Below are 23115 nucleotides of genomic sequence, written 5' to 3'. Positions count from 1 at the left end.
GTTCAGCCGATCTGAGCGTTCTTGGAGACGGTCGCCTGGTCGATGTCGGAGGTGCGCACGGTCACGGCGACCTTCCAGTCACCGGCCATCGGGATCTGCACCCCGCTCGCCGACCAGTGTCCGGTGGAGACGCGGTCGGGGGCGACGGGCAGCGGCCCGATCTTCTTCGCCTCCAGGGTGAAGGCGACCTTCACCTCGGGAATGTCGAAGGCGCGGCCGTTGGGCCGCGTGACGTAGACGTGCATCTCGTTGCCGCCCACGCGCGCGGGGTCGAAGTCGACCGACACGACACCCTTGCCGTCCGTGCCGCCGGTGTCGAACGACATGGTCAGGGTCAGGGCCCCGGACGAGGAGTCCGCCGCGGAGGAAGAGGACGAGGACGCGGAGGTCGCCGCCTTGGCGTCCTCCTCGGTGCGTCCCGGCTCGGTCTGCGTCAGCACCGTGGTGACGGCGAGCAGGACGACGGCCACACCGGCCTCGGCGAGCACGGACCTGCGCAGCCCGAAGCGGCGCGGGTCCGCGTCCCGCTGCCGCTTCTGCAGCGCGGTGGCGACGGCGGCCTTCTGCCGGGCGAGTTGAGCGGCACGCTTGGAACCGGAGGCGGCCTTGGAGTCACCGGAGCCGGAACTGGAGCCGGAGCCCGCGCCCTTGGCACCCTTGCCGCCTGTCGCGGTCGCCTTGCCGGCGGAGGCACCGGCCCGCGCGGCGGCGGGCTCCTTCTCACCGAGGACGCTCTTCTCGGCCGTCTCCGTGTCTGCCAGGGCCGTCCCCGCCAACTGCCCCGTCCACCGCCGTGAGATGAACGCGATGCCCACCAGCACCGCCACCAGCCCGATCTTGACCAGCAGCAGCTGCCCGTACCCCGTGTCGGTGAAGGCCGCCCAGGAGCCGAGCTGGCGCCAGGACTGGTAGATGCCGGTCGCGACGACCGCGACGACGCTGCCGAAGGCGACCTGGGAGAACCGGCGTACGGCCGCCGCCTCGATCGGGACCTCGGACCGGTACAGGGCGACGAGCAGCGCGCAGAGCCCGCCCAGCCAGGTGGCGACGGCCAGCAGGTGGATGACGTCGACCGGCATCGCGATGCCCGGCTGGAGCCCGGTCGAGGCGTGCTCGGCCAGCGCCCAGCTCGCCGCGAGCCCGGCGGCCACCACGGACCCGCCGATCGCGAGCCCGAAGGTCAGGTCCTGCTTCTCCTCGGCCTCCCGCTTCTCGTACGCCCCGAAGAGCACCGCGATGAAGAGGGCCGCCGCGGCGAGCAGCAGCAGCCGGGAGATCAGGGCCGCGCCCGTCTTGGTCTGGAGCACCTGCCCGAGCAGGTTCAGGTCGAAGATCGCACCGACCTTGCCGGAACTGGTGTACGAGCCGCGCAGGAGCAGCAGCAGAAGGGTGGACGCGGTGATCGTCAGCCACCCGGAGACCACGAGGCGCTGCACGGGCCGCACCCCGGCCCCGCGCTGCCAGCAGGCCAGCACGAAGGCGCCACCGCCGACCATGAGGAGGAAACCGGCGTACGACATGTACCGGCCGAAGCCGTACAGCCAGCCGACGATTCCGCCGCCGACGGTCTCGTCGGAGACCGAGACGGTGGTCGTGGAGGGAGCGCCGATGGAGAAGGTGAAGGCGCCGGCGACGGGGTGGCTGTCGGCCGAGACGACCTGCCAGGCCACCGTGTAGGTGCCGTCGGGCAGGCCGCTGTGCAGGGGCACGGCGTACGTCGTGCCGCTGGTCTCGGTCGGTTTGCCGGTGTCGACGCGCTTGCCCTTGGGGTCCAGGACGCGCAGGGAGTCGCTGGAGGTGGCCACCTTCTCGGAGAAGGTGAGCGCCACCTCGGTGGGCGCCTTGTCGACCACCACCCCCTGAGCGGGGTCGCTGCCGTTCAGCGCGGCGTGCGCGGAGGCCGGTCCGGCGCCGGCGAGCAGTGCGCCGAAGACGGCCAGGATCAGCAGCACCAGCGTGCGCGTGCGGCGGGGGGTGATGGTCGGTGTCACGGTCGTGCCTCCCTCAGTGGCCGGTCGCAGGGTTGTACGTGGCCGACTTCACCGGCATCTCGACCGTGATCGGGCCGGATTTGGCGAAGTGCAGTTCGACCGTCACGTTCTCCCCCTGCTTCGGCTTCCGCTTCAGCTTCTCGAACATCAGGTGATTACCGCCGCTCTTGAACACGAGTTGACCGTGTGCGGGCACGTCGAGGGACGTGACCTCCTCCATGGTCTGCCCGACCGTCTCGTGCACGGAGACGCTGCCGGCGGCGGCGCTGGTGACCGAGGTCAGTTCGTCCTTCGCGCCGCCCTTGTTGGCGATGGTCAGGAAACCGGCCGCCATGTCGGAGACCGGCTGGGGCATGTACGAGGAGCTGACGGAGAGTTCGGCCCTGCCGTCGCCGGAGCCTCCGCATCCCGTCAGGACGACCGCCCCCGCCAGCACCGCGACCGGCAGCGCCAGATGCCGGAAGGGCAGTGCGCGATGCCTCACGGGTTCTCACCCTTGATCAGCTTGGGGAGGTCCTTGGTGTAGTCGTCGACGGTCGCGTCCTCGCCGTACAGGACGTAACCCCCGTCGGTCTTCGGGGAGAAGGCGATGACCTGGGTGCCGTGCACCGAGACGACCTTGCCGGTCTTCTTGTCCTTGTGGGTCGGCTCGATGGAGATGCCCATGGTGCGGGCGCCGGCCTGGATGGTGGCGAAGTCGCCGGTCAGACCGACGATCTGGGAGTCGATTCCCTTGAGCCACTTGCCGAGTTCGGCCGGGGTGTCACGGCCCGGGTCGGTGGTCACGAACACGATCCGCAGCTTGTCCTGCTCCGCCTTCGGCAGCTGCTTCTTGGCGACGGCGAGGTTGTTCATCGTCAGCGGGCAGATGTCGGGGCAGTGGGTGTAGCCGAAGTAGATCAGGGTCGGCCGGCCCGCGGTCTCCTTGCGGAGGTCGTACTTCTCGCCCTTGGTGTCGGTGAGGACGAGGTCCGGCTTCTCGAACGGCTTGTCGAGCACGGTCGCGGCCTTCTGCGAGGTGTCCTCGGAGACCACGGCGACCGGTGAGTTGTCGCTGTCGCCGCTGCCGCAGGCGGAGAGAGTGAAGGAGGCGGCGGCGAGCAGCGCGGCCGCGGCGAACGTCTTCTTGCGCATAGAAAAATGTCCCAGATGTGAGAGCTCCGCCGTGCACCGGGGTCGCGCGGACCCCGGTGCACGCGGACCGGAGTGGCCTCAGGCGTTGGTACGCCGACGGCCGGCCAGCACGCCGTACGCCACGCCCAGCGCGCCCACCACGATCCCCACGACGCCGAGCACGCGCGCGGTGGTGTCGCTGCTGTCAGCGGCGGAGGCGGTGGTCTCGGCGGCCGTCTTCTCGGTCGTCTCGGAGTCGTCGGAGGCGTCCTCGGCGGTCGTCGAGCCGTGGTGGTCCTCGGTGGCGGCCGAGAGGGCGAGCACCGGGGCCGGGTTCTCGGGCTCCTCCTGGCCGTCCTCCTGGACCTCGATCCAGCGCACGACCTCCTTGTTGGAGTACGTCTGGATCGCCTTGAAGACCAGCTCGTCGGTGTCCTCGGGCAGCGCGCCCACGGAGACCGGGAACTTCTGGAAGTAGCCGGGCTCGACGCCCTTGCCGGTGGCGGTCCAGGTGATCTTGGAGACCGCCTCGCTGATCTTCTCGCCGTGCATCTCCAGCGGCTTGGCCAGCTTGGCCTTGGTGACCTGGATCTTCCAGCCGGCCATCGGCTCCGGCATCGCCGAGGCCAGCGGGTGGTCGGTCGGGAAGGAGACTTCCAGCTTGGTCGTCGAGGCGTTGTCGCGCTCGTTGGGGACCTTGAAGTCCACGACGGCGTAACCGCCCTTGGCGGCGGAGCCCTCGGCGGCGACGCTGACGTGGGCGAACGCGGGCGAGGACAGGACGACGACGGCAGCGGCGGCGACGGCGCCGGTGGCGGCGAGACGGGAAGACTTCATGGCAGGGAGCACTCCACTTCGAGCGTGGTTCCGGTGATCCGGATGGTCTGAGGGGCGCGGGTGCCGAACGGGCACGCACGCGTGTGCCGCACGACGGCGGCCCCTCTCCGGTCCCGGTGGATGTCCCCAGGGACGCATCCGGCCGGAGGTGTCCCGCTGGATACGGAGTGGCGGTCGCGTCGCGTCAGGCGGCGAGGGCGAGAGCGCGTGCGTCGGCGGCCGGCGGGCCGCGCCTGATCACCGAGTGCTGGAGCGCGGTGGTACGAGGCCTGGGCGCCGCGAGCAGGGCGGTGCGCGGCGGCCCCTGGACCGTTTCCGGCGTGGCCGGGAGCCCGGCACGCAGGGCGCGCACCAGGGCGAGCGCCGCGCGCAGGGACCGTACGAGCGCCCCCTCGGTCAGGGAGACGGCGGACAGTTCCACGAGCCGCCGCACGGCCAGGTCGCCTCGGCGCAGCAGCCAGCCGGCGGCGATCCCCGCGAGGACGTGCGCGAGCAGCATCGGCAGGGACGGCAGCAGCGAAGCGGCCGAACCGGCACCGGCCAGGGCGTCCGCGGGGTGGTGCATGGAGCCCATGTCCATGCCCGACATGCCCGCGGTCGGGTCGGTCGTGAGCCGGGCGTCGGAGAGGATCTGCCGGGCCTGGGTGGGGCTGATGGCCGCCGCCGTGGTGCCGCAGACGATCCGCGCCGCCCGCTCCACGAGGGACATGTCCGTCGTCGACATCGAGGCCATCGAGGACGCGGAACCGGACGTCGTGCCCGCCATGTTCGTCATGCCGTGCTGTCCGAGTCCGAACAGCGTGTGCAGGACGGTCTGGCCGAGGGCGAGGAGGGCCGCGATCCCGGGCAGCGAGCGCTCGCGTCCGGCGAGCGGCGCCGCGACCAGGACGACGCCCAGGAAGCCCGCCAGGAGCGTCCACAGCGGGACGGTGGCGCAGGAGGCGAACGCGTGACCTGCCCCGGCCAGCACGACGCAGACCGCGGCGAACACCGCGGCCCGCAGGATCCGGAGGTCTCTTCCGGAACGCGCCGTACGCTCGTGGGGGGCAGTCATGGCGGGCTCATCATCGCACTGGGCTTACGGGTCCCATACGGCAGGTCCGCAAGATGACATAACAACCGGAAGATCACTCTCTGGGCCGGGCCGCCCGCACATACACCGATTCCACCCGACACGCATCGACCGTATGGGCGGTATCACGTCAACTCCACGCTTATACCGGGGCACTGGCGGCAATAGGTAACGGTATGTCGAGCCGCGGCCAGAGAGGCTGGAGCATGAGCATCTGGTGGTCACTCCATCTGCGCCGCGAGGCCGCGAGCGTGCCCCTCGCCCGCCGCCTGCTGCTCGGCACCATGGAGACCGCGGGCGTCGACCCGGATGTCTCCTACGACCTCTCGATCGCCCTCACCGAGGCCTGCGCGAACGCCGTCGAGCACGGCGGCGGTACCGCGTCCGGCGCCTCCTCGGAGGCGTACCGGGTCACCGCGTACCTCGACGGCGTCAAGTGCCGTATCGAGGTGACCGATTCGGGCCCGGGCTTCACCGCGCCGGCCGTCCCGGCCCGCCCCGCCCGCACGGACGCCGAGCACGGCCGGGGCCTGACCCTGATCCAGGAACTCGCCGACCACGTCCACATCGGCAACAAGCCGGGGCGCGCGGGCACGGTGGTCAGCTTCGACAAGATCCTCAAGTGGCAGGAGAACGCACCGCTGATGGCGGTGTAGGTCCAGGCGCAGGTCCGCCTCACTTCTCCGGGCGCTGTCTCGTCACTGGGGCATGAACACGAAAATCCGGTACACGGCTCTCGGCCTGCTGGCCGTGGTGGCCCTGTACACAGGCTTCTGGGCGTACTTCTCCCCGACGGGTTGGTACGCGAACTTCCCCGGCCTCGGACTGAGCTGGCTGCCTCAGCTGGGCCCCTACAACGAACACCTCGCGAAGGACGCCGGCGCCATGTTCCTGGCGCTGGGCGCCCTGACGCTCATCGCCCTGCGCTCCGCGCGCAACACCCGGCTGGTGCAGACGACGGGCGCGGTGTGGCTGGTCTTCAACGTGCTGCACTTCAGCTATCACGTGCAGCACCTCGACATGTACGGGACACGTGACCAGGTGCTCAACGTGGTGTTCCTGGCCGCGCTGGTGCTGCTGGCGATCGTCCTGCTGCTGCCGGTCAGGTCCGTCCGAGAAGGCGGCACCCGGTGACGTACGGGACGATGAGCGCGAAGGAGAGGCGGCCCGGTATGCGGATCGCGGTGGCGGGCGGGACCGGACTGGTCGGACGGCTCGTGGTCGAGGAGTTGACCGCGGCGGGGCAGGAGCTGGTGGTGCTGTCCCGGTCGCGCGGGGTGGACCTCGTCGCCGGTACGGGACTCGACGCGGCGCTGGCGGCCGTGGACGCGGTCGTCGACGTGAGCAACGTGACGACCACGAGCGCCAGGAAGGCCGTCGCGTTCTTCGAGAGCGCGAGCCGCAACCTCCTGGACGCCGAAGCGCGGGCCGGCGTACGGCATCACGTGGCGCTGTCGATCGTCGGCATCGACCGGGTCGGCCTCGGTTACTACCAGGGCAAACTCCGCCAGGAGGAGATCGTGCGGAGCGGTCCGACGCCGTGGACGGTGCTGCGCGCCACGCAGTTCCACGAGTTCGCGGAGCAGACCCTCGACCGGATCCCGAAACCCCTCGCCGTGGTGCCCCGGATGCGGACCCAGCCGGTCGCGGCCCGCGAGGTCGCCCAGGACCTCGTGCGGCTCGTCCTGGCCCCGGCCCAGGGCATGGCCCCCGACCTCGCCGGACCGCGGGTCGAACAGCTCGTCGACATGGTCCGCCGGCTGCTGAGGGCCCGTCACCAGCGCCGCCTGCTCGTGCCGGTCAGGCTGCCCGGAGCCACGGGCGCGGCCATGACCGGCGGCGGCCAGCTGCCGACAGGACCTGGCACGCGAGGGACCCAGACCTTCGACGCCTGGCTCGCCGAGAACGTCGTACAGGGAGGCTGACCGCACCGTGCCCCCGACGACCGGACCCGGCCAGGACCCCACCCTCGGCTCGCTCAGGACCGAGCGGCGCCGGCTGCTCAACCTCGGCTACCGGATGCTCGGTTCGGTGCAGGACGCCGAGGACGTCGTCCAGGAGACGTACGCCCGCTGGTACGCCCTGCCCGAGGAGAAGCAGCGGGAGATCGACGTACCGCCGGCCTGGCTGACCCGGGTCGCCTCGCGCATCTGCCTCGACCAGCTCGCCTCGGCCCGGGTGCGCCGGGAGCGCTACACCGGCGAGTGGCTGCCCGAGCCCGTCCCGCACGGCGCCACCTGGACCAGCACCGGCGAGGACGCGGGCCGGGACGACCCCGCCGACCGGATCACCCTCGACGAGTCGGTCAGCATGGGGATGCTCGTGGTCCTGGACTCGGTCACGCCCGCCGAACGCGTCGCCTTCGTCCTGCACGACGTCTTCGGCATGCCGTTCACGGAGATCGCCGAGACGATGGGCCGCAGCTCCGCGGCCTGCCGCCAGCTCGCCGCGTCCGCGCGCCGGCGCCTCACCGACCGACAGGCCGGCGGCAGTACGCCGCAGGAGCACCGGCAGGTCGTCTCCGCGTTCCGCGAGGCGTGCGAGACGGGCGACCTCGACGCGCTCGTCGCCCTGCTCGACCCGGCAGTCGAGTCGCGCAGTGACGGCGGCGGCAAGGTGCGCGCCGCCCTGCGTCCGATCGTCGGCCGCGACAAGGTGGCCCGCCTCTTCCTCGGTCTCATGCGCCGCGAACCCGACGTGGAACTCACCGAGGAGGACGTCAACGGCACGCCCGGCGTGGTGGTCCGCATCGACGGCACCACCTTCGCGGTCCTGGCCGCGGACGTCCACGACGGCCTGATCACCGACCTCTGGCTGATGGTCAACCCGGACAAGCTGCACGCGTGGAACACCTGACGGCGTGAGCCGTCGGCCCGCCCGGTCTCGGCTTCCCCGGCGCACACAGGTGGTTCTTATACCGGCCCAACATCCTTGACGGCAGGGGTACTTACCTTCCCGCTGACAGCGGGAAGCAGAGGAGGCAGGTATGAGCAGCCATGAGGACGAGACGTTGGCGCGGGCCGCCGTGGTCGCGCTGACCGGGCAGTTGGCCCTGGCCCCCAAGCCGGGCCTGCCCGACCCGCGCGACCTCGGCGCACGCACCCTGTGCCCGGACCACGGTTCCCTGCGCTGGTCGGCCAAGGCGCTCGCGCCCGGTCTCGCGGCGATGGCCGCCACCGCCCGCCGCATCGGTGAGCCCACCCCCGCGTTACGGGCCGAACTGGGCGCGATCGGCAGATCCACCGAACACTCCGTGGGCCTCGCGGGCGGCGGCCACAAGGGCGCCCTCTGGGCGCTCGGGTTCCTCGTCGCGGCCGCCGCGCTCACCCCCGGCACCGGCGGTCGCGAGACGGCCGCCGTGGCCAAGAGGATCGCCGCCTTCAACGACAAGGGCGCCCCGCGTCGGCCCTCGCGCGGCTCGTCGATCTCCGTGAAGTACGGCGCCGCGGGCGCCCGGGGCGAGGCCCGCGCCGGATTCCCGCACGTACGCCGGGCATTGGACGCCCTCGCGAAGGCCCGCTCGGCCGGCGCCACGGAGGCCGAGGCCCGCCTGGACGCCCTGCTCACCGTGATGTCCACCCTCCAGGACACGGAACTGCTCTACACCGCGGGCCCGTTGGGCCTGCGGCACGTGCAGGCGGGCGCGCGCGGAGTACTCGAAGCAGGCGGTACGTCGACGGCGGCGGGCGCCGAAGCCCTCGCGAGCCTCGACGCCGATCTGCACGCACGCGCGTGGAGCCCGCGGGGGAGTGCCGGTCTGCTGGCGGGGGCGCTCTTCCTCGACGCCCTGCCGGTCAGCTCGCGAGCACCGGCCGCCTGACGGGCTCCGGGCCCGCGTCCGCCGGCCTGTTCGCCGCCCGCCTGGTCGCCGGGCCCATCGCGTACGACGCCACCACGGTCGCCCCGCCCAGCAGCAGCCACCCGGGCGTCCCCCACCCCACCAGCAGCGAGGTCAGCACCAGCGGCCCCATCGTGCGGGCCACCGTCACGCCGGTCCCGAAGAACCCCTGGTACTCGCCGATCCGGTCGGTCGGCGCCAGGTCGAAGGACAGCTGCCAGGAGCCGGCCGACTGCCCCATCTCGGCGACCACTTGAAGCACCGCCCCGACCACCAGCACGCCCACCGCTACCCACGGGGACACCCCGGCCGACAGCGCGAACACCGCGCACGCCGCGAGCATGATCCACCCCGACCGCCGCACCGCGCGCGTGGCCGACGCCAGCCCGCTGACCCCGCGCGCGGTCCGCACCTGGAACAGCATCACGACCCCGGTGTTGAGCACGAACAGCGCGGAGACCACCCAGGTCGGCGCCTCGGTCCGCTCGGCGATCCACAGCGGCAGCCCGAGGCTCAGCAGCGGCATCCGCAGCAGCAGAACGGTGTTGAGGAGCGTGAGCAGGGCGTACGGACGGTCGCGCAGCACGCCGAGCGACTCCCGCCTGCGGACGGCGACCGGCGCCACCGAGGGCAGCCGCAGCAGCACCCCGGCGCACAGCAGGAAGCTCACCGCGTCCAGCGCGAACACCCCGAGATACGCGCCCCGCGTCCCCGCCTGCAACGCCAGTCCGCCCAGACCCGCGCCGACCGCGAGCCCGGCGTTGAGCGTCGACTGCAGATGCGCGAGCAGCCCGGTCCGCTCCCCTGCGGACACCAGCCCCGCCAGCAGCGCCTGCCGGGCGGCGGCAAGGCCCGACTGCGCCGTCGCGTACGCGCACGCGGCCGCCACGAACGGCACGAAATCCCGTACGACCAGGAAGGACGCCACCGCCAGGCCGGTCGCGAGGGCCAGCAGGACCGCCGTGCCGCGCGGTCCGCGCCGGTCGGCGAGCCGCCCCAGCGGCACCCCGGCGAGCGAGCCGACGGCCCAGGCGACGGTCAGCCCGAGCCCCACGCGCGCGGGGGCGAGCCCGACGACGTGGGTGAAGTAGAGCGCCGAGGTCACGTAGTAGGCGCCGTCACCGACGGAGTTGGTCAACTGGGCGAGTGCCAGGACGCGTTGCGGACCCGCGGGCGGGACGAGTGAGTTCGTCATGGCTACGACGTTAGAAGAGCAGTGGATCCTCAGAAAGCACCAATAACCGATCCTGTCATTGGTCCAATTCAGGAACCTTCCAGCACCTTCCCCAACACCTCCAGCGCCTCCGGATACACCCGCTCCCGAGGCGTCCCGTATCCCACGACCAGCCCCTGCGGGCGTCCGTCCCGGGGTGCGTGCCAGTGGTCGCCGAGGCGGCCCACCGCGAGCCCCTCCGCCTCGGCCCGCGCCAGCACTTCCTCCTCGTCGCCGACCTCCACGAGCGCGTGCAGCCCGGCCGCGATGCCGCGCACCCCGCGCCGGTTGCCGAGCCGGTCCAGGAGCTGGTCGCGGCGGCGCCGGTATCTCAGCCGGCACGCGCGCACGTGACGGTCGTAGGCGTGGCTCTCGATCAGTTCGGCGAGCGCCAACTGGCCGATGGTCTCGGTGTGGTGGTCGCTGTGCAGCTTGGCGTCGGCGACCGCGTCGACCAGGTGCGGGGGCAGGACCATCCAGCCGAGCCGCAGGGCGGGGCCGAGGGTCTTGGAGGCGGTGCCCAGATAGACGGCCTGGCCGGGGGCCATGCCCTGGAGCGCGCCGACGGGCTGGCGGTCGTAGCGGAACTCCCCGTCGTAGTCGTCCTCGATGATCAGTGCGCCACGCGCGCGTGCCCAGTCGGTGAGCGCCCGTCGCCGCGTGGGGTGCAGGGTCACGCCGGTCGGGTACTGGTGGGCCGGTGTGACGACGGCTGCGGCGACCTCGCCCAACTGCTCGGGGCACACGCCCCGTTCGTCCACCGCGACCGGTACGACGGTCCCGCCGTTGCGCCGGACCACCTCGCGGTGGAAGGGCAGCCCGGGGTCCTCCATGGCGATGTCGGCGCCGTCCAGCACGCGCGTGAGGAGGGCGAGCCCCTGCACATAGCCGGAGGTGATCACGATCCGCTCGGGCGGCGCGATCACTCCCCGCGTGCGCCCCAGGTACCCCGACAGCGCCGTCCGCAGCTCGATCCGCCCGCGCGGATCCCCGTAGTCGTACGCCAGCAGGGGAGCCGTCGCGATGGCCCGGCGCAGCGCCCGCAGCCAGGCCGCCGCCGGGAACGCCCCGACGTCCGGGCTCCCGGGCCGCAGGTCGAAGCGGGGCGCACGCGCGTGTGCCGCCGCGTCCGGGGCCTCGGTGTCCGTCGAGGGCAGCTGCGCGACCTGCGTCCCCGAGCCCTGCCGCGCGGTCAGATAGCCCTCGGCGACGAGCTGGTCGTAGGCGGCCTTGGCGGTGCCCCGTGAGATCCCGAGCTCACCCGCGAGCCGTCTGGTCGCCGGCAGCCGGGTCCCGGGCGCCAGCCTGCCGTCCCGCACCGCGTCCCGCAGCGCCCGCTCCAGACCGACCCGGCGCCCGTCACCGGCCTCCGGCTCCAGATGCAGATCGACACCGACACCGGACCAGAAGTCCCCCACGAAAACCTTCCCCCTCAGGTACGTGAATCACGGCGCATGCGTCGAGGCATGCGCACCGGGCATACGCATCACGGCACGTAAATGGCCGGGCACCGCACTGGTACCCGGCCATCCTTCGTGTATCAGCCCTTGAGCGAGGCCATCCACGCCTCGACCTCGTCGGACCGCCTGGGCAGCCCGTCCGACAGGTTCCTGTTGCCGTCCTCCGTCACCAGGATGTCGTCCTCGATCCGGACGCCGATCCCCCGGTACTCCTCGGGCACGGTCAGGTCGTCGGCCTGGAAGTACAGCCCCGGCTCGACGGTCAGCACCACGCCCGGCTCCAGCGTCCCGTCGACGTACGACTCCACGCGCGCGGCGGCGCAGTCGTGGACGTCCATGCCGAGCATGTGACCGGTGCCGTGCAGCGTCCAGCGCCGCTGAAGGCCCAGCTCCAGGACCCGCTCCACGGGCCCTTCGACCAGGCCCCACTCGACGAGCTTCTCGGCCAGCACGCGCTGCGCCGCGTCGTGGAAGTCCCGGTGCTTGGCGCCCGGCTGCACCGCCGCGATGCCGGCCTCCTGGGCCTCGTACACGGCGTCGTAGACCCGCTTCTGGACCTCGCTGAAGCGGCCGTTGATCGGCAGCGTGCGGGTGACGTCGGCCGTGTAGTACGTGTGCGTCTCGACGCCCGCGTCCAGGAGCAGCAGGTCGCCTGAGCGCACCGGGCCGTCGTTGCGCACCCAGTGCAGCGTGCACGCGTGCGGACCGGCGGCGGCGATGGTGCCGTAGCCGACGTCGTTGCCCTCCACGCGCGCGCGGAGGAAGAACGTGCCCTCGATGTAGCGCTCGCTGGTCGCCTCGGCCTTGTCGAGAACCTTCACGACGTCCTCGAAGCCGCGGACCGTCGAGTCGACGGCCTTCTGCAGCTCGCCGATCTCGAACTCGTCCTTGACCAGGCGTGCCTCGGAGAGGAAGACCCGCAGTTCCTCGTCGCGCTCGGCGGTGACCTTGTCGGTCAGGGCCGCCTCGATGCCGGCGTCGTAGCCGCGCACGACCCGCACCGGGCCGGTCGCCTCGCGCAGCTTGCCCGCGAGCTCGCGCACGTCGGAGGCGGGGATGCCGTAGAGCGTCCCGGCCTCGGTCAGCGAGTGGCGGCGGCCGACCCACAGCTCGCCCTGGCCGGAGAGCCAGAACTCGCCGTTGTCCCGGTCGGAGCGCGGCAGCAGGTAGATCGTCGCGTCGTGGCCCTCGGCCGTGGGCTCCAGGACCAGGACGCCGTCCTCGGTCTGGTTGCCGGTGAGGTACGCGTACTCGACCGACGCCCGGAACGGGTAGTCCGTGTCGTTCGAACGGGTCTTGAGATTGCCGGACGGGATCACCAGACGGTCGCCCGGGAAGCGCGCGGAGAGCGCGGCCCGGCGGGCGGCGGTCTCGGCGACCTGGGCGATGGGCTCCAGGTCACGCAACTCGGTGTCGGCCCAGCCGGACTTCATGATCTCGGCCAGCTCGTCGGACACGCCCGGGTACAGGCCGTTCTTGCGCTGCTTGATCGGCTCTTCGCTCTCTTCCGGGGTCGCCGGTGTGAGCTCCTCCGCCACGGTCATCCTCCTAGATACGGCACTGGACCCCCTCCATCGTACGGTCGTACGGAAGGGGTCCCAGGGCCGGAAGGCCTGTTACCGACGGCAGCGGCGCACTCCGCGGAAACGCACGTCCTGAACTCACCCCGCGCGCACCCGTGCCGGCTCGCACCCCGCCCGACTTCCCGACCGACGCCGACCGCCTTCGCGGGCTCGCGGCGGCGCCAGGCCCCCGGTCCGCGCGGACTCGTCCCATACGGCTCGCTCCGTCCCCGCGCAGCGGCGCACTCCGTGAGAGCGCACGCCCTGAACTCACGCCGCGCGCGCCCTCGCTGGGTTCGCACCCTGCCCGCCTTCCGGGCCGACGCCGTCCGCCTTCGGGTTCGCGGCGACGCCACGCCTCCGGTCTACGCGGACCTTGTGCCTCAGGGCTTGCTCCGACCCCGGGCAGCGGCTCGCGCCGACCGCCTTTTGCCGGCTCGCGTCGCTTTCACGCTCAAGCCCCGCGCAGCGGCTCGCGCCGGCCGCCTCCCCGGCTCGCGTCGCTTTCACGCTCAAGCCCCGCGCAGCGGCTCGCTCACTCGAAGCGGGCCGCCAGTAGCACCACGTCCTCCGCGCTGTCCTGCGCGTCGAGGCCGTCCGGCAGCATCGTGCGCAGTACGTGCTCGGCGATCGCGTCCGGGTCGTGGCGGACCGCCTTCGGGACGCCGGCCGCCGCCGCGTGCAGACGGGCGAAGGCGCGGTCGGTGGCGTCGCCGGTGCGGTGCAGCAGGCCGTCGGTGTAGAGGAGCACGGTCTCGCCGGGCTCGGCCTGCAACTCCACGCTCGGCGCCTCCCAGCAGGCCAGCATGCCCAGCGGCGCGGACACCGAGGTCTCCACGAACTCCGTGCGCCGCTCGCCGACCAGCAGCGGCGGGCAGTGCCCGGCACCGGCGAGGGTGATCTTGCGCAGCGCGGGTTCGCAGAAGGCGAACAGGGCGGTGGCGGAGCGGGCCGGTTCGGTCAGCCGCAGCAGCAGCTCCAGGTCGGACAGGACGGCGACCGGGTCCTCGCCCTCCATCACGGCGTACGCCCGCAGGCTCGCCCGCAGTCGGCCCATCGCGGCGACCGCGCTCGGCCCGGAGCCGGTGACCGAGCCGACGGCGAGGCCCAGCGCGGCGTCCGGCAGCGGCAGCGCGTCGTACCAGTCGCCGCCCCCGCGCGGGCCGGTACGGTGCCGGGCCGCGAGCTGGACGCCTGCCACCCGGGGGAGCCGGGACGGCAGCAGCTCCTCGGAGATCGTCGCCACGCACGCGCGCGTGCGCTCCACCTCGACCAGCAGGCCCAGGTGTTCGGCGGCGTAGCGGGCGTAGAGGCCGATCAGGTGCCGCTGGCGCTCGACCGGCTCGGCGGGCTCGTCGTAGAGCCACACGGCGGCGCCGATCCGGCCCGCGGTCTCGGCGGTCAGCGGCAGGGCGTAGCAGGCCGCGTAGCCCAGGCGCGCGGCGACCTCGCGGTGGCGCGGGTCGAGGCCGTCCTCGGCGAGCAGGTCCGGCTCGGCGATCTCGCCGTCCGCGCCCGGCAGTCCGTCGAGGATGCGGCCGTAGGACATCGCGCTGCGCGGCACCGTCTCGATGTGACCGAGATCGGCCCGGGCCAGGCCCAGGCCGATCGTCGTGTCGGGGCCGAGGCCGTCACCCGGTTCCAGGACGACGAGTCCGCGCCGGGCGCCCACGAGAGCGGCTCCGGCGTGCAGGAGTTCCTGGAGCGCGCCGTCGAGTGTGTCGGTGCGGGCCAGCCGTTCGGTCAGTTCATGGAGGGTCGTGAGGTCCGAGACCCAACCGGCGAGACGGTCCTGGAGCAGGGCGCTCGGGGCGCCCGGAGGGGTGCTCGGGGCGGCAGACGCGGGCGCGACAGTGTGTGCGGGCGAGGGAACCGTTGAATCGATTCCGGCCACTTTCGGAGGGTGAGGGGCGTTCATGGCGTCCGGCTTTCCGACCGGTGCGTATTGCTCAAAAGCATCGCAAACCCCCATGTCATTCTGCGCCGCTAGCAGTGTCTCCACATGTACACGCACTCGTGAGGGGATGTCCAGCATTGTCCTGCCGGGATTCCTGGTGTCCGTGGGCAACCAGTGCACCCCTTGCGGAAAAGCGAAGTTGGCTTAAAACTGACTCGGGTAACGGGGTATTGCGGTCGACTGGCCTTGCTCCACGGAGCGTCACACCGGTCGTGATGGGTACGTACTCGGAGAAGGCCAGGGGTGGTTGACAGTCACCCGGAACCTGGTGACCGACCCGAGCGTCTTAGTCACCGACGACCGTGCCCCATCCTCCCGTGGCGGAGGCGAAGAGAAAAATGCGGGACGGCAAAACGCCAGACTTCGCCACCCCCACGCCACGCTCATGCTTTTGATGGATGCAGCGATACGGCATGGACGAGGCTGCCGAGGAAGCAGCCGACGCTCGGCCCATAGGGGTTCCCCCTGGCTTTCACAGGGGTGTGATGCGCCAACAGGTACGCACAGTGAAGTGATCGACACATGATGTGATGTGGCCCACGGTGTTGCCAGCGGTGCAACGGAAAGGAACGAGCGCTCATGCGCGAGATCCTCGGAAAGCGACGCAGGCTCCTGTCCCAGCGCAGCGACGGGGGGCCTGAACTGATCAGCGCGGCCCTGACCTTCGCGACCCAATGGCAGTGGCCCGTACTCCCGGGCGTGGCGGCCGACCAGCAGGGTCGCTGCGGCTGCCCGGACCCGGAGTGCACGGTGCCCGGTGCCCACCCCTTCGACCCCGGCCTCCTGGCCGGCACCACCGACGCCCGCATGGTGCGCTGGTGGTGGACCAACCGACCCACCGCGCCGATCATCCTGGCCACCGGTGGCAAGGCGCCCTGCGCGGTCAGCCTGCCGGCTCTCGCGGCCTCGCACGCCCTGGCCGCACTCGACCTCAGGGGCATGCGGCTCGGCCCGGTCGTCGCGACGGCGAGCCGGTGGGCGATCCTCGTGAAGCCCTATTCCATGGAGCAGTTGGGCGAACTGCTCTACGCCAAGGACTTCGTCCCCGGCTCCCTGCGCTTCCACGGCGAGGGCGGCTACCTCGCCCTGCCCCCGTCCGAGTCGGGCGAGGGCGAGATCCGCTGGGAGCGCGCTCCGCTGCCCGGCACCGCCTCTCCCTGGGTGCCCGACGTCGAGGCCGTGGTGGACGCGGTCGTCGAGGCCCTCACTCGTACGGGTGTGAGCGCCCCCGAGTTGTAGGGGTGTCCGGCGCGCGCGGGACTGCCCACCCGCGCGCGGAAGTTATCTTCCGTCCATGCTGCGCGAATCCGGGGGACACAGCGCCCCACAGCCGCCTCGCGGCGGGCCTGACCCCCGAAGAGTTCGTCTCCTCGCCCTCGCGGGCGTCGTGGTCGTCGCGGTCGTGCTGCCGCTGGCCGTGGCGTCCGCGGGCCCGGTGGGCGACGCGGGCCACGCGGTCGTCCGCGCCCCCGCCGCCGTACGGTCCTCCCCGGCCGACGACGCCAAGGCGGCGCCCTCCGTCGAGCCCTCCCGCTCCCCGCTCCTGCTCGGCCTGGGCCTGGCCACCGCCGCCCGCTGCGGCCCCCAACTCACCTCGCCCGACGGCATCGAGGCGCAGACCTGTGTCCTCACCCAGGGTGAGGACACCTGGGCGCGCACCTACTACCGCAACGCCACCGGTGACCCCCTGGACGCCGTCCTGACCCTCATGGCCCCCGCGGACCGCACCGTGCGGATGAACTGCTCGGTGGGCGCCGGGGACGATCCGGGGACGTGCGAGACACCCCGGGAGCGCAGCCGGGGCGGACCGGACGCCTACACGGCGGTCGCGGAGTTCGCGGCGCGGGCCGGACGCGGGCCGTTGCTGTTGCGTTCGGGGAGCGAAGCGGGTGCCGGCTCCGCAAAGGATCCGGCGGCCGGCCGGGACGCAGACCCGGAAGCCGGCGCGGAGGGCAACTCCGGGGCTTCTACGGGGAGTTGACACAGGCCCGCGCTCCGTAAACGAAGGGCGGGCATGAAAAGACCCGGTTGCTGGCGACGGGGGATGCACCAGCAACCGGGCTACTGGAACGGTAACAAGAGATCGGCGGTTCGCAAATTCGATCCGGGCTTTCCAGTCACGGATTTGCTTGTGGAGAGCGGGACTTGTGACCGGAGTCACCGGTTCCGAGTGATCGTGAGGTGCCCGGGGCGAGCTGACCGACCGATCGGCTCGACCCGCACACGTCACGTCCTGTCAACTGAGCGTGACCTGCCGGTTGGTGAGCCCACCGCGCGCGCGGCGCTCGTCGGCGGTCAGCGGCACACCGGCCGCGAGAGCCCCGGCGAGCCGCTCGGCGAACTCGGCGGCCGGCTTCTCCACGTCCTCCGCGCCGACCCCGCTCGGCAGGTCCCACACCGGGACGGTGAGGCCGTGAGCGCGGAAGGAACCCACGAGGCGCGTGCCGTCACCGAGGTTGGACCGGCCCGCCGCGTGCAGCCGCGCGAGCGCGTCCAGAAGCAGCTCCTCCTCGTGCGGCATGACCCAGCGCAGGTGGTTCTTGTCCGGCGTCTCGCACCAGTACGCCGCGTCCACGCCCGTGAGCTTCGCGGTCGGGATCGCCGCGGCGTTCGCCCGCTCCAGGGAGGCGGTCACTTCCGGAGTCGCGTTCTCCGCGTCCGGGACCCAGAATTCGAAGCCGCTGTGCACAACTGGCTCGAACGCGCCTTCGGGGTCGAGCAGATCCTGCAGCCGCGGACCCTCCGCGGGCGCCCGGCGACTCTGGACCGGGTTGCCCGGCTCCGCGGCGAGGGCGCGCTGGAGGGTGTCGGCGAGGTCGCGGCTGATGTCGCCCGACGCCGTGTCGTTCTGCAGGCCGATCAGCACCGAGCCGTCCTCGCGGCGCAGCGCCGGCCAGGCCATCGGCAGCACCGTCGCCAGCGTGACCGACGGGACACCCTCGGGCAGGCCGCCCTTCAGCGGCAGTTCGGCGGTGGCCGCGGGGACCAGCTCGCGCAGGGCCACCCAGTCGCCCTCGCCGGGCAGCCCCTCGAAGGGGCGGTGCACCAACTCGGTCACCGCGTGCGCGGCGGCCCGGCCGTGGCAGGCCTTGTAACGCCGGCCGCTGCCGCAGGGGCAGGGCTCGCGCGCGCCGACGACCGGGACCTCTCCGTCGGTGATCCGAGGCTGGTGGGCCTTGGTAAGGGGGCGCTTCTTGGCCATCGTGGGTGTCTCCCGGTTACGGCTCGTCTGGTACGGGCGGGAGCCTAGCCGTTCATGCCGTGACCGGCCGGAGCCTGTGGACAACGTGGCTGTCCGTGCCGACCTGTGGACAACGCACCGGCTCGTCCCGGAACCGGAGGTTCGGTCCGGCCCGGAGGCGCGGTCCCGCCGGCCCGGAGGTCCGGAGGTCCGGTGGGACCAGATTCGGTCCGGTCGGAGAGAGATGCGGTCCGGTCGGACGAGAGATGCGGTCCGGTCGGACCAGAGGTTCAGTCCAGCTCGTCGAACGCGTCCGTGAATCCCAGTGCGGGCAGCGCCCGGACCGAGGGCGCCGTGACGCGCGTAGCGAAGTCGTCACGTCGGCGTCCGACATCCGGATCATGAACATCGCCGCGTACGACGACCCACACCGTGACCTCGCCGCGGGTGTCGTCGCGCACACCCCAGTCGTCGGCCAGCGCCGTGATGATGTTCAGCCCCCGGCCGCCGTGCGCGGTGACCGACGGAGTGGCCGGAGCCGGGCGGGTGGGTCCGCCACCGTCCGTCACCTCCACCGTCAGCCGGCCGCCCGTGTCGACGCGCCACGCGGCGCGGACGTCACCGTCCCCGGCGAGGGCGTCGCCCAGAGGCCGACCGTGCTTGCACGCGTTGCTCAACAGCTCGGAAAGAATCAGCACGGCATCGTCGATGACCGCGTCCGACACCCCTCGTCCGCGCAGCTGCTCGCGCATGCGGTGTCTCGCCTTGCCCACGCCCGCAGGGCCATGGGGTACGGCCATGCTCGACGACGTGGGCACCTCCTGTGCCACCACCAACGCCACCCCCGAGACCTCCTTCGCCCCACGCCACGGTGTGGATGCCCCATTGGCCTGAACCGGAAACCGGCCAACTCACGTTCGGTGACGCATTCGCAGAGCTCGAACACGGACCGAACGCGCCGGTGCACTCCCCGTAGTCACGTGGCTGGAATTCGCCGGTGTGACTGAGATTGGGAGAATGGCGTCATTGGGGCGGGTGGGTCAAGGGTTTCTTCACAGGTCTTTACCAGTCTCCTGTGCAAGGCCGGTCTTCCTTGTAAGTCTGGTCCTCTTTGTAAAGCCGGTCCTCTGTGTAAAGAGGGCGCGGCTTCCTGTGCGAGCGGGGGCTCAGCGTCCGAGCTGGCGCAGCACCGCGCGCGGGCGGTTGGTGATGATGGCGTCGATGCCCGTCCCGACGCAGAGGTCCACGTCCTCCGGCTCGTTCACGGTCCACACGTGCACCTGGTGCCCGGCCTGCTTCAGGCGCTCGATGTACGTCGGGTGGTTGCGCACGATGCGGATCGAGGGGCCCGCGATCCCGACGCCCGCTGGCAGCCGCCCGTCGCGCAGCCGCGGCGAGAGGAACTGCAGCAGATAGACCGTCGGCAGCGTCGGCGACGCGGCACGCACGCGTTGGAGCGAGCGCGCCGAGAAACTCATCACGCGCACCGGCGACTCCTCGGGCGCGGCCGGCGCGTCCAGGCCGAACCGCTTCAGGAGCAGCAGCAGCCGCTCCTCCACCTGCCCCGCCCAGCGCGTGGGGTGCTTGGTCTCGATCGCCAGCTCCACCCGCCGCCCCGCGTCCGCGACGAGCTCCAGCAGCCGCTCCAGAGTCAGTACGGAGGTGTCGGCGCGGTCCTCGGGCCGGTGCTCCCAGTCGGGCTCCTCGTCGCGCGTGCGCCACCCCTCCGGGGTCTTCCAGGCCCCGAAGTCCAGCGCGGCGAGATCGGCGAGCTCCAGCGCCGACACCGCTCCGCGCCCGTTGGACGTACGGTTGACGCGACGGTCGTGGACGCAGACGAGATGTCCGTCGGCGGTCAGGCGTACATCGCACTCGAGGGCGTCCGCACCGTCCTCGATCGCCTTCTTGTACGCGGCCAGGGTGTGCTCGGGGGCCTCTTCGGAGGCTCCGCGGTGGGCGACGACTTGGATCCGGGGCTGCCGTGCGTGGGTCACCGCGTCATGGTGCCACCGCTCGGGGGTAGTCGTGCGAGCGGAGGGTCGGAGATTGCGTCCCTTTTGCACCTGATGACCTATATAAGGAATAGCCCCGGACACACAGGCGCCGCTTATGGTGCCCTGACGGCTCATGGGAAAAGCTGACGGCATACAAAAGGACATGCACAGCTGCAGCGCACCGGACCGTCGAACAACGTGAACGGGCATGCCCGAGTGCGACCGAGAAGACCAGCCGTGGACCGAGGAGACAAGCTGTGAGCACCGAGAACGAGGGCAACCCGGTACCCCCGGCCCCGTCCGCACCCCCCGTGCCGGTGGATGCTCCCGCCCCCTCGGCACACGTCGCCCCTGAAGGGGGCGCCCCCACGACTCCGCTCCCGCCGACGCCTTCGAGCGCCCCCGGCGCACCGGAGCAGGACCTGCTGCACTCCGGCCACGCGCCCACGTACGCGTCCGCAAGCGCCCCCCAGGGGCCCGGCTACGCCTCGACGGGCGCCGACCACCCCCAGGGCCCCGCGTCTCAGGGCTCGGCCCCCGAGGCGGCCTGGCCGCCCCCGCCCCCGGCGACCCCCTCCTACGCCGACGGCGGCGCGGGCGGCTCCGGTGCCGGCTGGGGCGACTCCTACCAGCAGCAGCAGCCCGCCCACAGCCACAAGTCCGGCAGCGGGCGCGGCGGGCTGATCGCCGCGATCCTGGTGGCCGCACTGGTCGCCGGCGGCCTGGGCGGCGGCCTCGGCTACACCCTGGCCAAGGACAACGACGACAACAGCGGCTCCACCACCGTCTCCGCCTCCACCAGCGGCGGTGACGTCAAGCGTGACGCCGGCACGGTCGCGGGCGTGGCCGCCAAGGCCGTACCCAGCACCGTCACCATCGAGGCCGAGTCCACCAGCGGCGAGGGCGGCACCGGCACCGGGTTCGTCTTCGACACCCAGGGCCACATCGTCACCAACAACCACGTCGTCGCGGACGCGATCGACGGCGGCAAGCTGACGGCCACCTTCCCGAACGGCAAGAAGTACGACGCCGAGGTGGTCGGCCACGCGCAGGGCTACGACGTCGCGGTCATCAAGCTCAAGAACCCGCCGTCCGACCTCAAGCCCCTCACCCTCGGCGACTCCGACAAGGTCGCCGTCGGTGACTCCACGATCGCCATCGGCGCACCCTTCGGCCTGTCCAACACGGTCACCACCGGCATCATCAGCGCGAAGAACCGCCCCGTGGCCTCCAGCGACGGCACCGGCTCCAACGCCTCCTACATGAGCGCCCTGCAGACCGACGCCTCCATCAACCCGGGTAACTCCGGCGGCCCCCTCCTGGACGCCCAGGGCAACGTCATCGGCATCAACTCCGCGATCCAGTCCACCGGCAGCGGCGGCCTGGGCGGCACCAGCCAGTCCGGCTCGATCGGCCTCGGCTTCGCCATCCCGATCAACCAGGCCAAGTACGTCGCCCAGCAGCTGATCAAGACCGGCAAGCCGGTCTACGCGAAGATCGGCGCGTCCGTCTCCCTGGAGGACTCCACCGGCGGCGCGAAGATCAGCGAGAAGGGCGCCGGCAGCTCCGACGCCGTCGAGGCGGGCGGCCCCGCCGCCGACGCCGGCCTCAAGCCCGGCGACGTCATCACCAAGCTCGACGACCACGTGATCGACTCCGGCCCGACCCTGATCGGCGAGATCTGGACCCACAAGCCGGGCGACAAGGTCACGATCACCTACGAGCGCGGCGGCAAGACCCACACCGTGGACCTGACGCTGGGCTCCCGCGAGGGCGACAGCTGACGCGGTGTCCGACTGACGGTCCGACCCGCTGACGGCCCGACCGAGGCGCACGCGCGCGTGACGCTCGATGAGCCGGGTGCCGGAGCTCCCCCTCCGACACCCGGCTCACGTGCGGGCTTTGCCGGCTTCGGCTTCATTGCCGGCTCGTCGGCTCACTTCTCGAAGAGGCTGTTGAGCTCGCCCTGGGACATCTGGTCCTCGGCATACGAGAAGGTCCCCGACTCGGCCAACTCCCGCGCGGCGAGCACGAGCCGGCGATACATGGCCCGCGCGATACTGCCCCCCACGGTGACCCGCCGCACCCCCAACTCACGCAACTCCGCCATCCCCAGCGCGTTCCCGGTCAGTCCCATAACCACGTTGAGCGGTCCGTCGAGTTCACGCACGAGCGTCCCGATGGTCACCGCGTCAGCGGCCCCCGGCACGAACGCGCAGTCCGCACCGGCCGCCAGATACGCGTTCGCCCGCCGCACACACTCGTCGAGCGAACCGCCCACCAGGAGCACATCGGTCCGCCCCACGAGCACGAACGGCTCCCCACCGCGGTCGACGGCCTCCCGCGCGGCCCGAATCCGCTCCACGGCGAGGTCCTGCCCGTAGAGCGGCCGTTCCCGCTCCCCGGTGAAGTCCTCGACATTGCCGCCGGCCGCACCGGTGGCGAGCGCGGCCGTGATGGTCTCGGCGACCACCTCGGGCGCCTCCCCGTACCCGTCCTCCAGATCGGCACTGACCGGCACGGACACCCCACCGGCGATCTCGCGCACCCGCCCGAGCATGGTGTCCCGGTCAACGCGCCCGGCGCCCCCCGCGTCAGCGAAGAAGTCATGATCAGGCCGCCCAAGGGAGAACGCGACCCCCGCACTGGTGGTGGCCAACGCCGAAAACCCGGCGGCCTCCAGCACTTTGGCGCTCCCCACGTCCCAGGCATTGGGCAGGAGAAAGCACCCCTCCTTGTGCAACTCGACGAAGCGTTCCGCCAGTTGGCGACGATTGCTGTCCACGTCCCGCAACCCTTCCTCGACCGTCCCTGCGTCCGACCTTCCCACACACCCCCTCCCGCCCCACGCTCCCCGAGAATCGACCGAGCCGGGTACGCTGTACCCGCTCCGTCCC

General features: G+C 71.9%; 21 protein-coding genes. 8 read left to right on the top strand and 13 right to left on the bottom strand.

Annotation, left to right across the window (positions count from 1 at the left end; all coding sequences use genetic code 11):
* Window positions 1-2 precede the first annotated feature (2 nt).
* From ACIQI8_RS29230 to ACIQI8_RS29210, 5 genes are all read right to left on the bottom strand, one after another.
* Window positions 3-1991, bottom strand: coding sequence for a copper resistance CopC/CopD family protein (locus ACIQI8_RS29230; protein WP_402356504.1), 1989 nt, complete (start codon window positions 1989-1991; stop codon window positions 3-5).
* Between the two features lie 13 nt (window positions 1992-2004).
* Window positions 2005-2475, bottom strand: a complete 471-nt coding sequence (locus ACIQI8_RS29225) for a copper chaperone PCu(A)C (protein ID WP_402356501.1) — start codon at window positions 2473-2475, stop codon at window positions 2005-2007.
* On the bottom strand, window positions 2472-3125 hold the full coding sequence (locus ACIQI8_RS29220; protein WP_402356498.1) for an SCO family protein: 654 nt from the start codon (window positions 3123-3125) through the stop codon (window positions 2472-2474). The genes ACIQI8_RS29225 and ACIQI8_RS29220 overlap by 4 nt, the downstream gene beginning before the upstream one ends.
* A 78-nt stretch (window positions 3126-3203) precedes the next feature.
* Window positions 3204-3941, bottom strand: coding sequence for a YcnI family protein (locus ACIQI8_RS29215; protein WP_402356496.1), 738 nt, complete (start codon window positions 3939-3941; stop codon window positions 3204-3206).
* A 184-nt stretch (window positions 3942-4125) separates the two neighbouring features.
* A complete protein-coding gene (locus tag ACIQI8_RS29210; RefSeq protein ID WP_402356493.1) occupies window positions 4126-4995 on the bottom strand; it encodes a hypothetical protein in 870 nt (289 codons plus the stop codon).
* A 224-nt stretch (window positions 4996-5219) separates the two neighbouring features.
* On the opposite strand from ACIQI8_RS29210, the gene ACIQI8_RS29205 reads away from it, so the two are divergent.
* The 5 genes from ACIQI8_RS29205 to ACIQI8_RS29185 all read left to right on the top strand — a co-directional run bounded on the left by ACIQI8_RS29205 (window position 5220) and on the right by ACIQI8_RS29185 (window position 8833).
* Window positions 5220-5669 carry an ATP-binding protein gene (locus ACIQI8_RS29205; protein WP_402356490.1) on the top strand — a complete coding sequence of 150 codons (450 nt, stop codon included), beginning with the start codon at window positions 5220-5222 and terminating at the stop codon, window positions 5667-5669.
* Between the two features lie 52 nt (window positions 5670-5721).
* Window positions 5722-6147 carry a hypothetical protein gene (locus tag ACIQI8_RS29200; protein WP_402356487.1) on the top strand — a complete coding sequence of 142 codons (426 nt, stop codon included), beginning with the start codon at window positions 5722-5724 and terminating at the stop codon, window positions 6145-6147.
* On the top strand, window positions 6144-6938 hold the full coding sequence (locus ACIQI8_RS29195; RefSeq protein ID WP_402356484.1) for an SDR family oxidoreductase: 795 nt from the start codon (window positions 6144-6146) through the stop codon (window positions 6936-6938). The genes ACIQI8_RS29200 and ACIQI8_RS29195 overlap by 4 nt, the downstream gene beginning before the upstream one ends.
* Before the next feature lie 7 nt (window positions 6939-6945).
* Window positions 6946-7869: an RNA polymerase sigma factor SigJ gene (sigJ, locus tag ACIQI8_RS29190; RefSeq protein WP_402356481.1), complete on the top strand. Its 924-nt coding sequence runs from the start codon at window positions 6946-6948 to the stop codon at window positions 7867-7869.
* 130 nt (window positions 7870-7999) lie between these two features.
* On the top strand, window positions 8000-8833 hold the full coding sequence (locus tag ACIQI8_RS29185) for a triphosphoribosyl-dephospho-CoA synthase (protein WP_402356478.1): 834 nt from the start codon (window positions 8000-8002) through the stop codon (window positions 8831-8833).
* Here the strand turns inward: ACIQI8_RS29185 and ACIQI8_RS29180 are convergent.
* The 4 genes from ACIQI8_RS29180 to ACIQI8_RS29165 form a co-directional block, all read right to left on the bottom strand.
* The gene (locus tag ACIQI8_RS29180) at window positions 8808-10046 is read right to left on the bottom strand and encodes an MFS transporter (protein ID WP_402356475.1); all 1239 of its coding nucleotides are present in this window, start codon (window positions 10044-10046) and stop codon (window positions 8808-8810) included. The two genes, ACIQI8_RS29185 and ACIQI8_RS29180, sit on opposite strands and share 26 nt — an antisense overlap.
* 68 nt (window positions 10047-10114) lie before the next feature.
* Complete coding sequence (locus tag ACIQI8_RS29175) at window positions 10115-11482, bottom strand: PLP-dependent aminotransferase family protein (protein WP_402356472.1); 1368 nt, start codon at window positions 11480-11482, stop codon at window positions 10115-10117.
* A 122-nt stretch (window positions 11483-11604) separates the two neighbouring features.
* Window positions 11605-13062: an aminopeptidase P family protein gene (locus ACIQI8_RS29170; protein WP_402356469.1), complete on the bottom strand. Its 1458-nt coding sequence runs from the start codon at window positions 13060-13062 to the stop codon at window positions 11605-11607.
* A gap of 559 nt (window positions 13063-13621) precedes the next feature.
* Window positions 13622-15121, bottom strand: coding sequence for a PP2C family protein-serine/threonine phosphatase (locus tag ACIQI8_RS29165; RefSeq protein WP_402356466.1), 1500 nt, complete (start codon window positions 15119-15121; stop codon window positions 13622-13624).
* 501 nt (window positions 15122-15622) lie between these two features.
* Here ACIQI8_RS29165 and ACIQI8_RS29160 point away from each other — a divergent pair.
* Together ACIQI8_RS29160 and ACIQI8_RS29155 are read left to right on the top strand one after the other, a co-directional pair.
* Window positions 15623-16282 (top strand): bifunctional DNA primase/polymerase, encoded by a 660-nt coding sequence (locus tag ACIQI8_RS29160; protein WP_402356463.1) that lies wholly within the window; start codon window positions 15623-15625, stop codon window positions 16280-16282.
* A gap of 55 nt (window positions 16283-16337) precedes the next feature.
* A complete protein-coding gene (locus ACIQI8_RS29155; RefSeq protein ID WP_402356460.1) occupies window positions 16338-17024 on the top strand; it encodes a hypothetical protein in 687 nt (228 codons plus the stop codon).
* A gap of 255 nt (window positions 17025-17279) precedes the next feature.
* Here the strand turns inward: ACIQI8_RS29155 and ACIQI8_RS29150 are convergent, their stop codons facing one another.
* The 3 genes from ACIQI8_RS29150 to ACIQI8_RS29140 all read right to left on the bottom strand — a co-directional run bounded on the left by ACIQI8_RS29150 (window position 17280) and on the right by ACIQI8_RS29140 (window position 20218).
* Window positions 17280-18245, bottom strand: coding sequence for a DUF5926 family protein (locus ACIQI8_RS29150; protein WP_402356457.1), 966 nt, complete (start codon window positions 18243-18245; stop codon window positions 17280-17282).
* Between the two features lie 269 nt (window positions 18246-18514).
* Complete coding sequence (locus ACIQI8_RS29145) at window positions 18515-19024, bottom strand: ATP-binding protein (protein ID WP_402357919.1); 510 nt, start codon at window positions 19022-19024, stop codon at window positions 18515-18517.
* A gap of 366 nt (window positions 19025-19390) precedes the next feature.
* The gene (locus ACIQI8_RS29140; RefSeq protein WP_402356454.1) at window positions 19391-20218 is read right to left on the bottom strand and encodes a glycerophosphodiester phosphodiesterase; all 828 of its coding nucleotides are present in this window, start codon (window positions 20216-20218) and stop codon (window positions 19391-19393) included.
* Between the two features lie 257 nt (window positions 20219-20475).
* Here ACIQI8_RS29140 and ACIQI8_RS29135 point away from each other — a divergent pair, with 257 nt between their 5' ends.
* Window positions 20476-22002 (top strand): S1C family serine protease, encoded by a 1527-nt coding sequence (locus ACIQI8_RS29135; protein ID WP_402356451.1) that lies wholly within the window; start codon window positions 20476-20478, stop codon window positions 22000-22002.
* 152 nt (window positions 22003-22154) lie between these two features.
* Here ACIQI8_RS29135 and ACIQI8_RS29130 read toward each other — a convergent pair whose 3' ends face one another.
* On the bottom strand, window positions 22155-23003 hold the full coding sequence (locus tag ACIQI8_RS29130) for an isocitrate lyase/phosphoenolpyruvate mutase family protein (RefSeq protein WP_402356448.1): 849 nt from the start codon (window positions 23001-23003) through the stop codon (window positions 22155-22157).
* Window positions 23004-23115 lie beyond the last annotated feature (112 nt).

This window comes from Streptomyces sp. NPDC092369 (assembly GCF_044755245.1).
In the GTDB taxonomy this organism is placed as follows: Bacteria; Actinomycetota; Actinomycetes; order Streptomycetales; family Streptomycetaceae; genus Streptomyces.
The sequence above is the reverse complement of the archived record's forward strand: the minus strand, read 5'-3'. Positions and strand labels throughout refer to the sequence as shown.

Bases quoted from the DNA above. Each gene is read 5' to 3' on its own strand.
- ACIQI8_RS29220 (WP_402356498.1), bottom strand. From the start codon at position 3,125: ATGCGCAAGAAGACGTTCGCCGCGGCCGCGCTGCTCGCCGCCGCCTCC.
- ACIQI8_RS29215 (WP_402356496.1), bottom strand. From the start codon at position 3,941: ATGAAGTCTTCCCGTCTCGCCGCCACCGGCGCCGTCGCCGCCGCTGCC.
- ACIQI8_RS29210 (WP_402356493.1), bottom strand. From the start codon at position 4,995: ATGACTGCCCCCCACGAGCGTACGGCGCGTTCCGGAAGAGACCTCCGG.
- ACIQI8_RS29205 (WP_402356490.1), top strand. From the start codon at position 5,220: ATGAGCATCTGGTGGTCACTCCATCTGCGCCGCGAGGCCGCGAGCGTG.
- ACIQI8_RS29200 (WP_402356487.1), top strand. From the start codon at position 5,722: ATGAACACGAAAATCCGGTACACGGCTCTCGGCCTGCTGGCCGTGGTG.
- ACIQI8_RS29185 (WP_402356478.1), top strand. From the start codon at position 8,000: ATGAGCAGCCATGAGGACGAGACGTTGGCGCGGGCCGCCGTGGTCGCG.
- ACIQI8_RS29180 (WP_402356475.1), bottom strand. From the start codon at position 10,046: ATGACGAACTCACTCGTCCCGCCCGCGGGTCCGCAACGCGTCCTGGCA.
- ACIQI8_RS29165 (WP_402356466.1), bottom strand. From the start codon at position 15,121: ATGCTGGACATCCCCTCACGAGTGCGTGTACATGTGGAGACACTGCTA.
- ACIQI8_RS29160 (WP_402356463.1), top strand. From the start codon at position 15,623: ATGCGCGAGATCCTCGGAAAGCGACGCAGGCTCCTGTCCCAGCGCAGC.
- ACIQI8_RS29155 (WP_402356460.1), top strand. From the start codon at position 16,338: ATGCTGCGCGAATCCGGGGGACACAGCGCCCCACAGCCGCCTCGCGGC.
- ACIQI8_RS29150 (WP_402356457.1), bottom strand. From the start codon at position 18,245: ATGGCCAAGAAGCGCCCCCTTACCAAGGCCCACCAGCCTCGGATCACC.
- ACIQI8_RS29145 (WP_402357919.1), bottom strand. From the start codon at position 19,024: ATGGCCGTACCCCATGGCCCTGCGGGCGTGGGCAAGGCGAGACACCGC.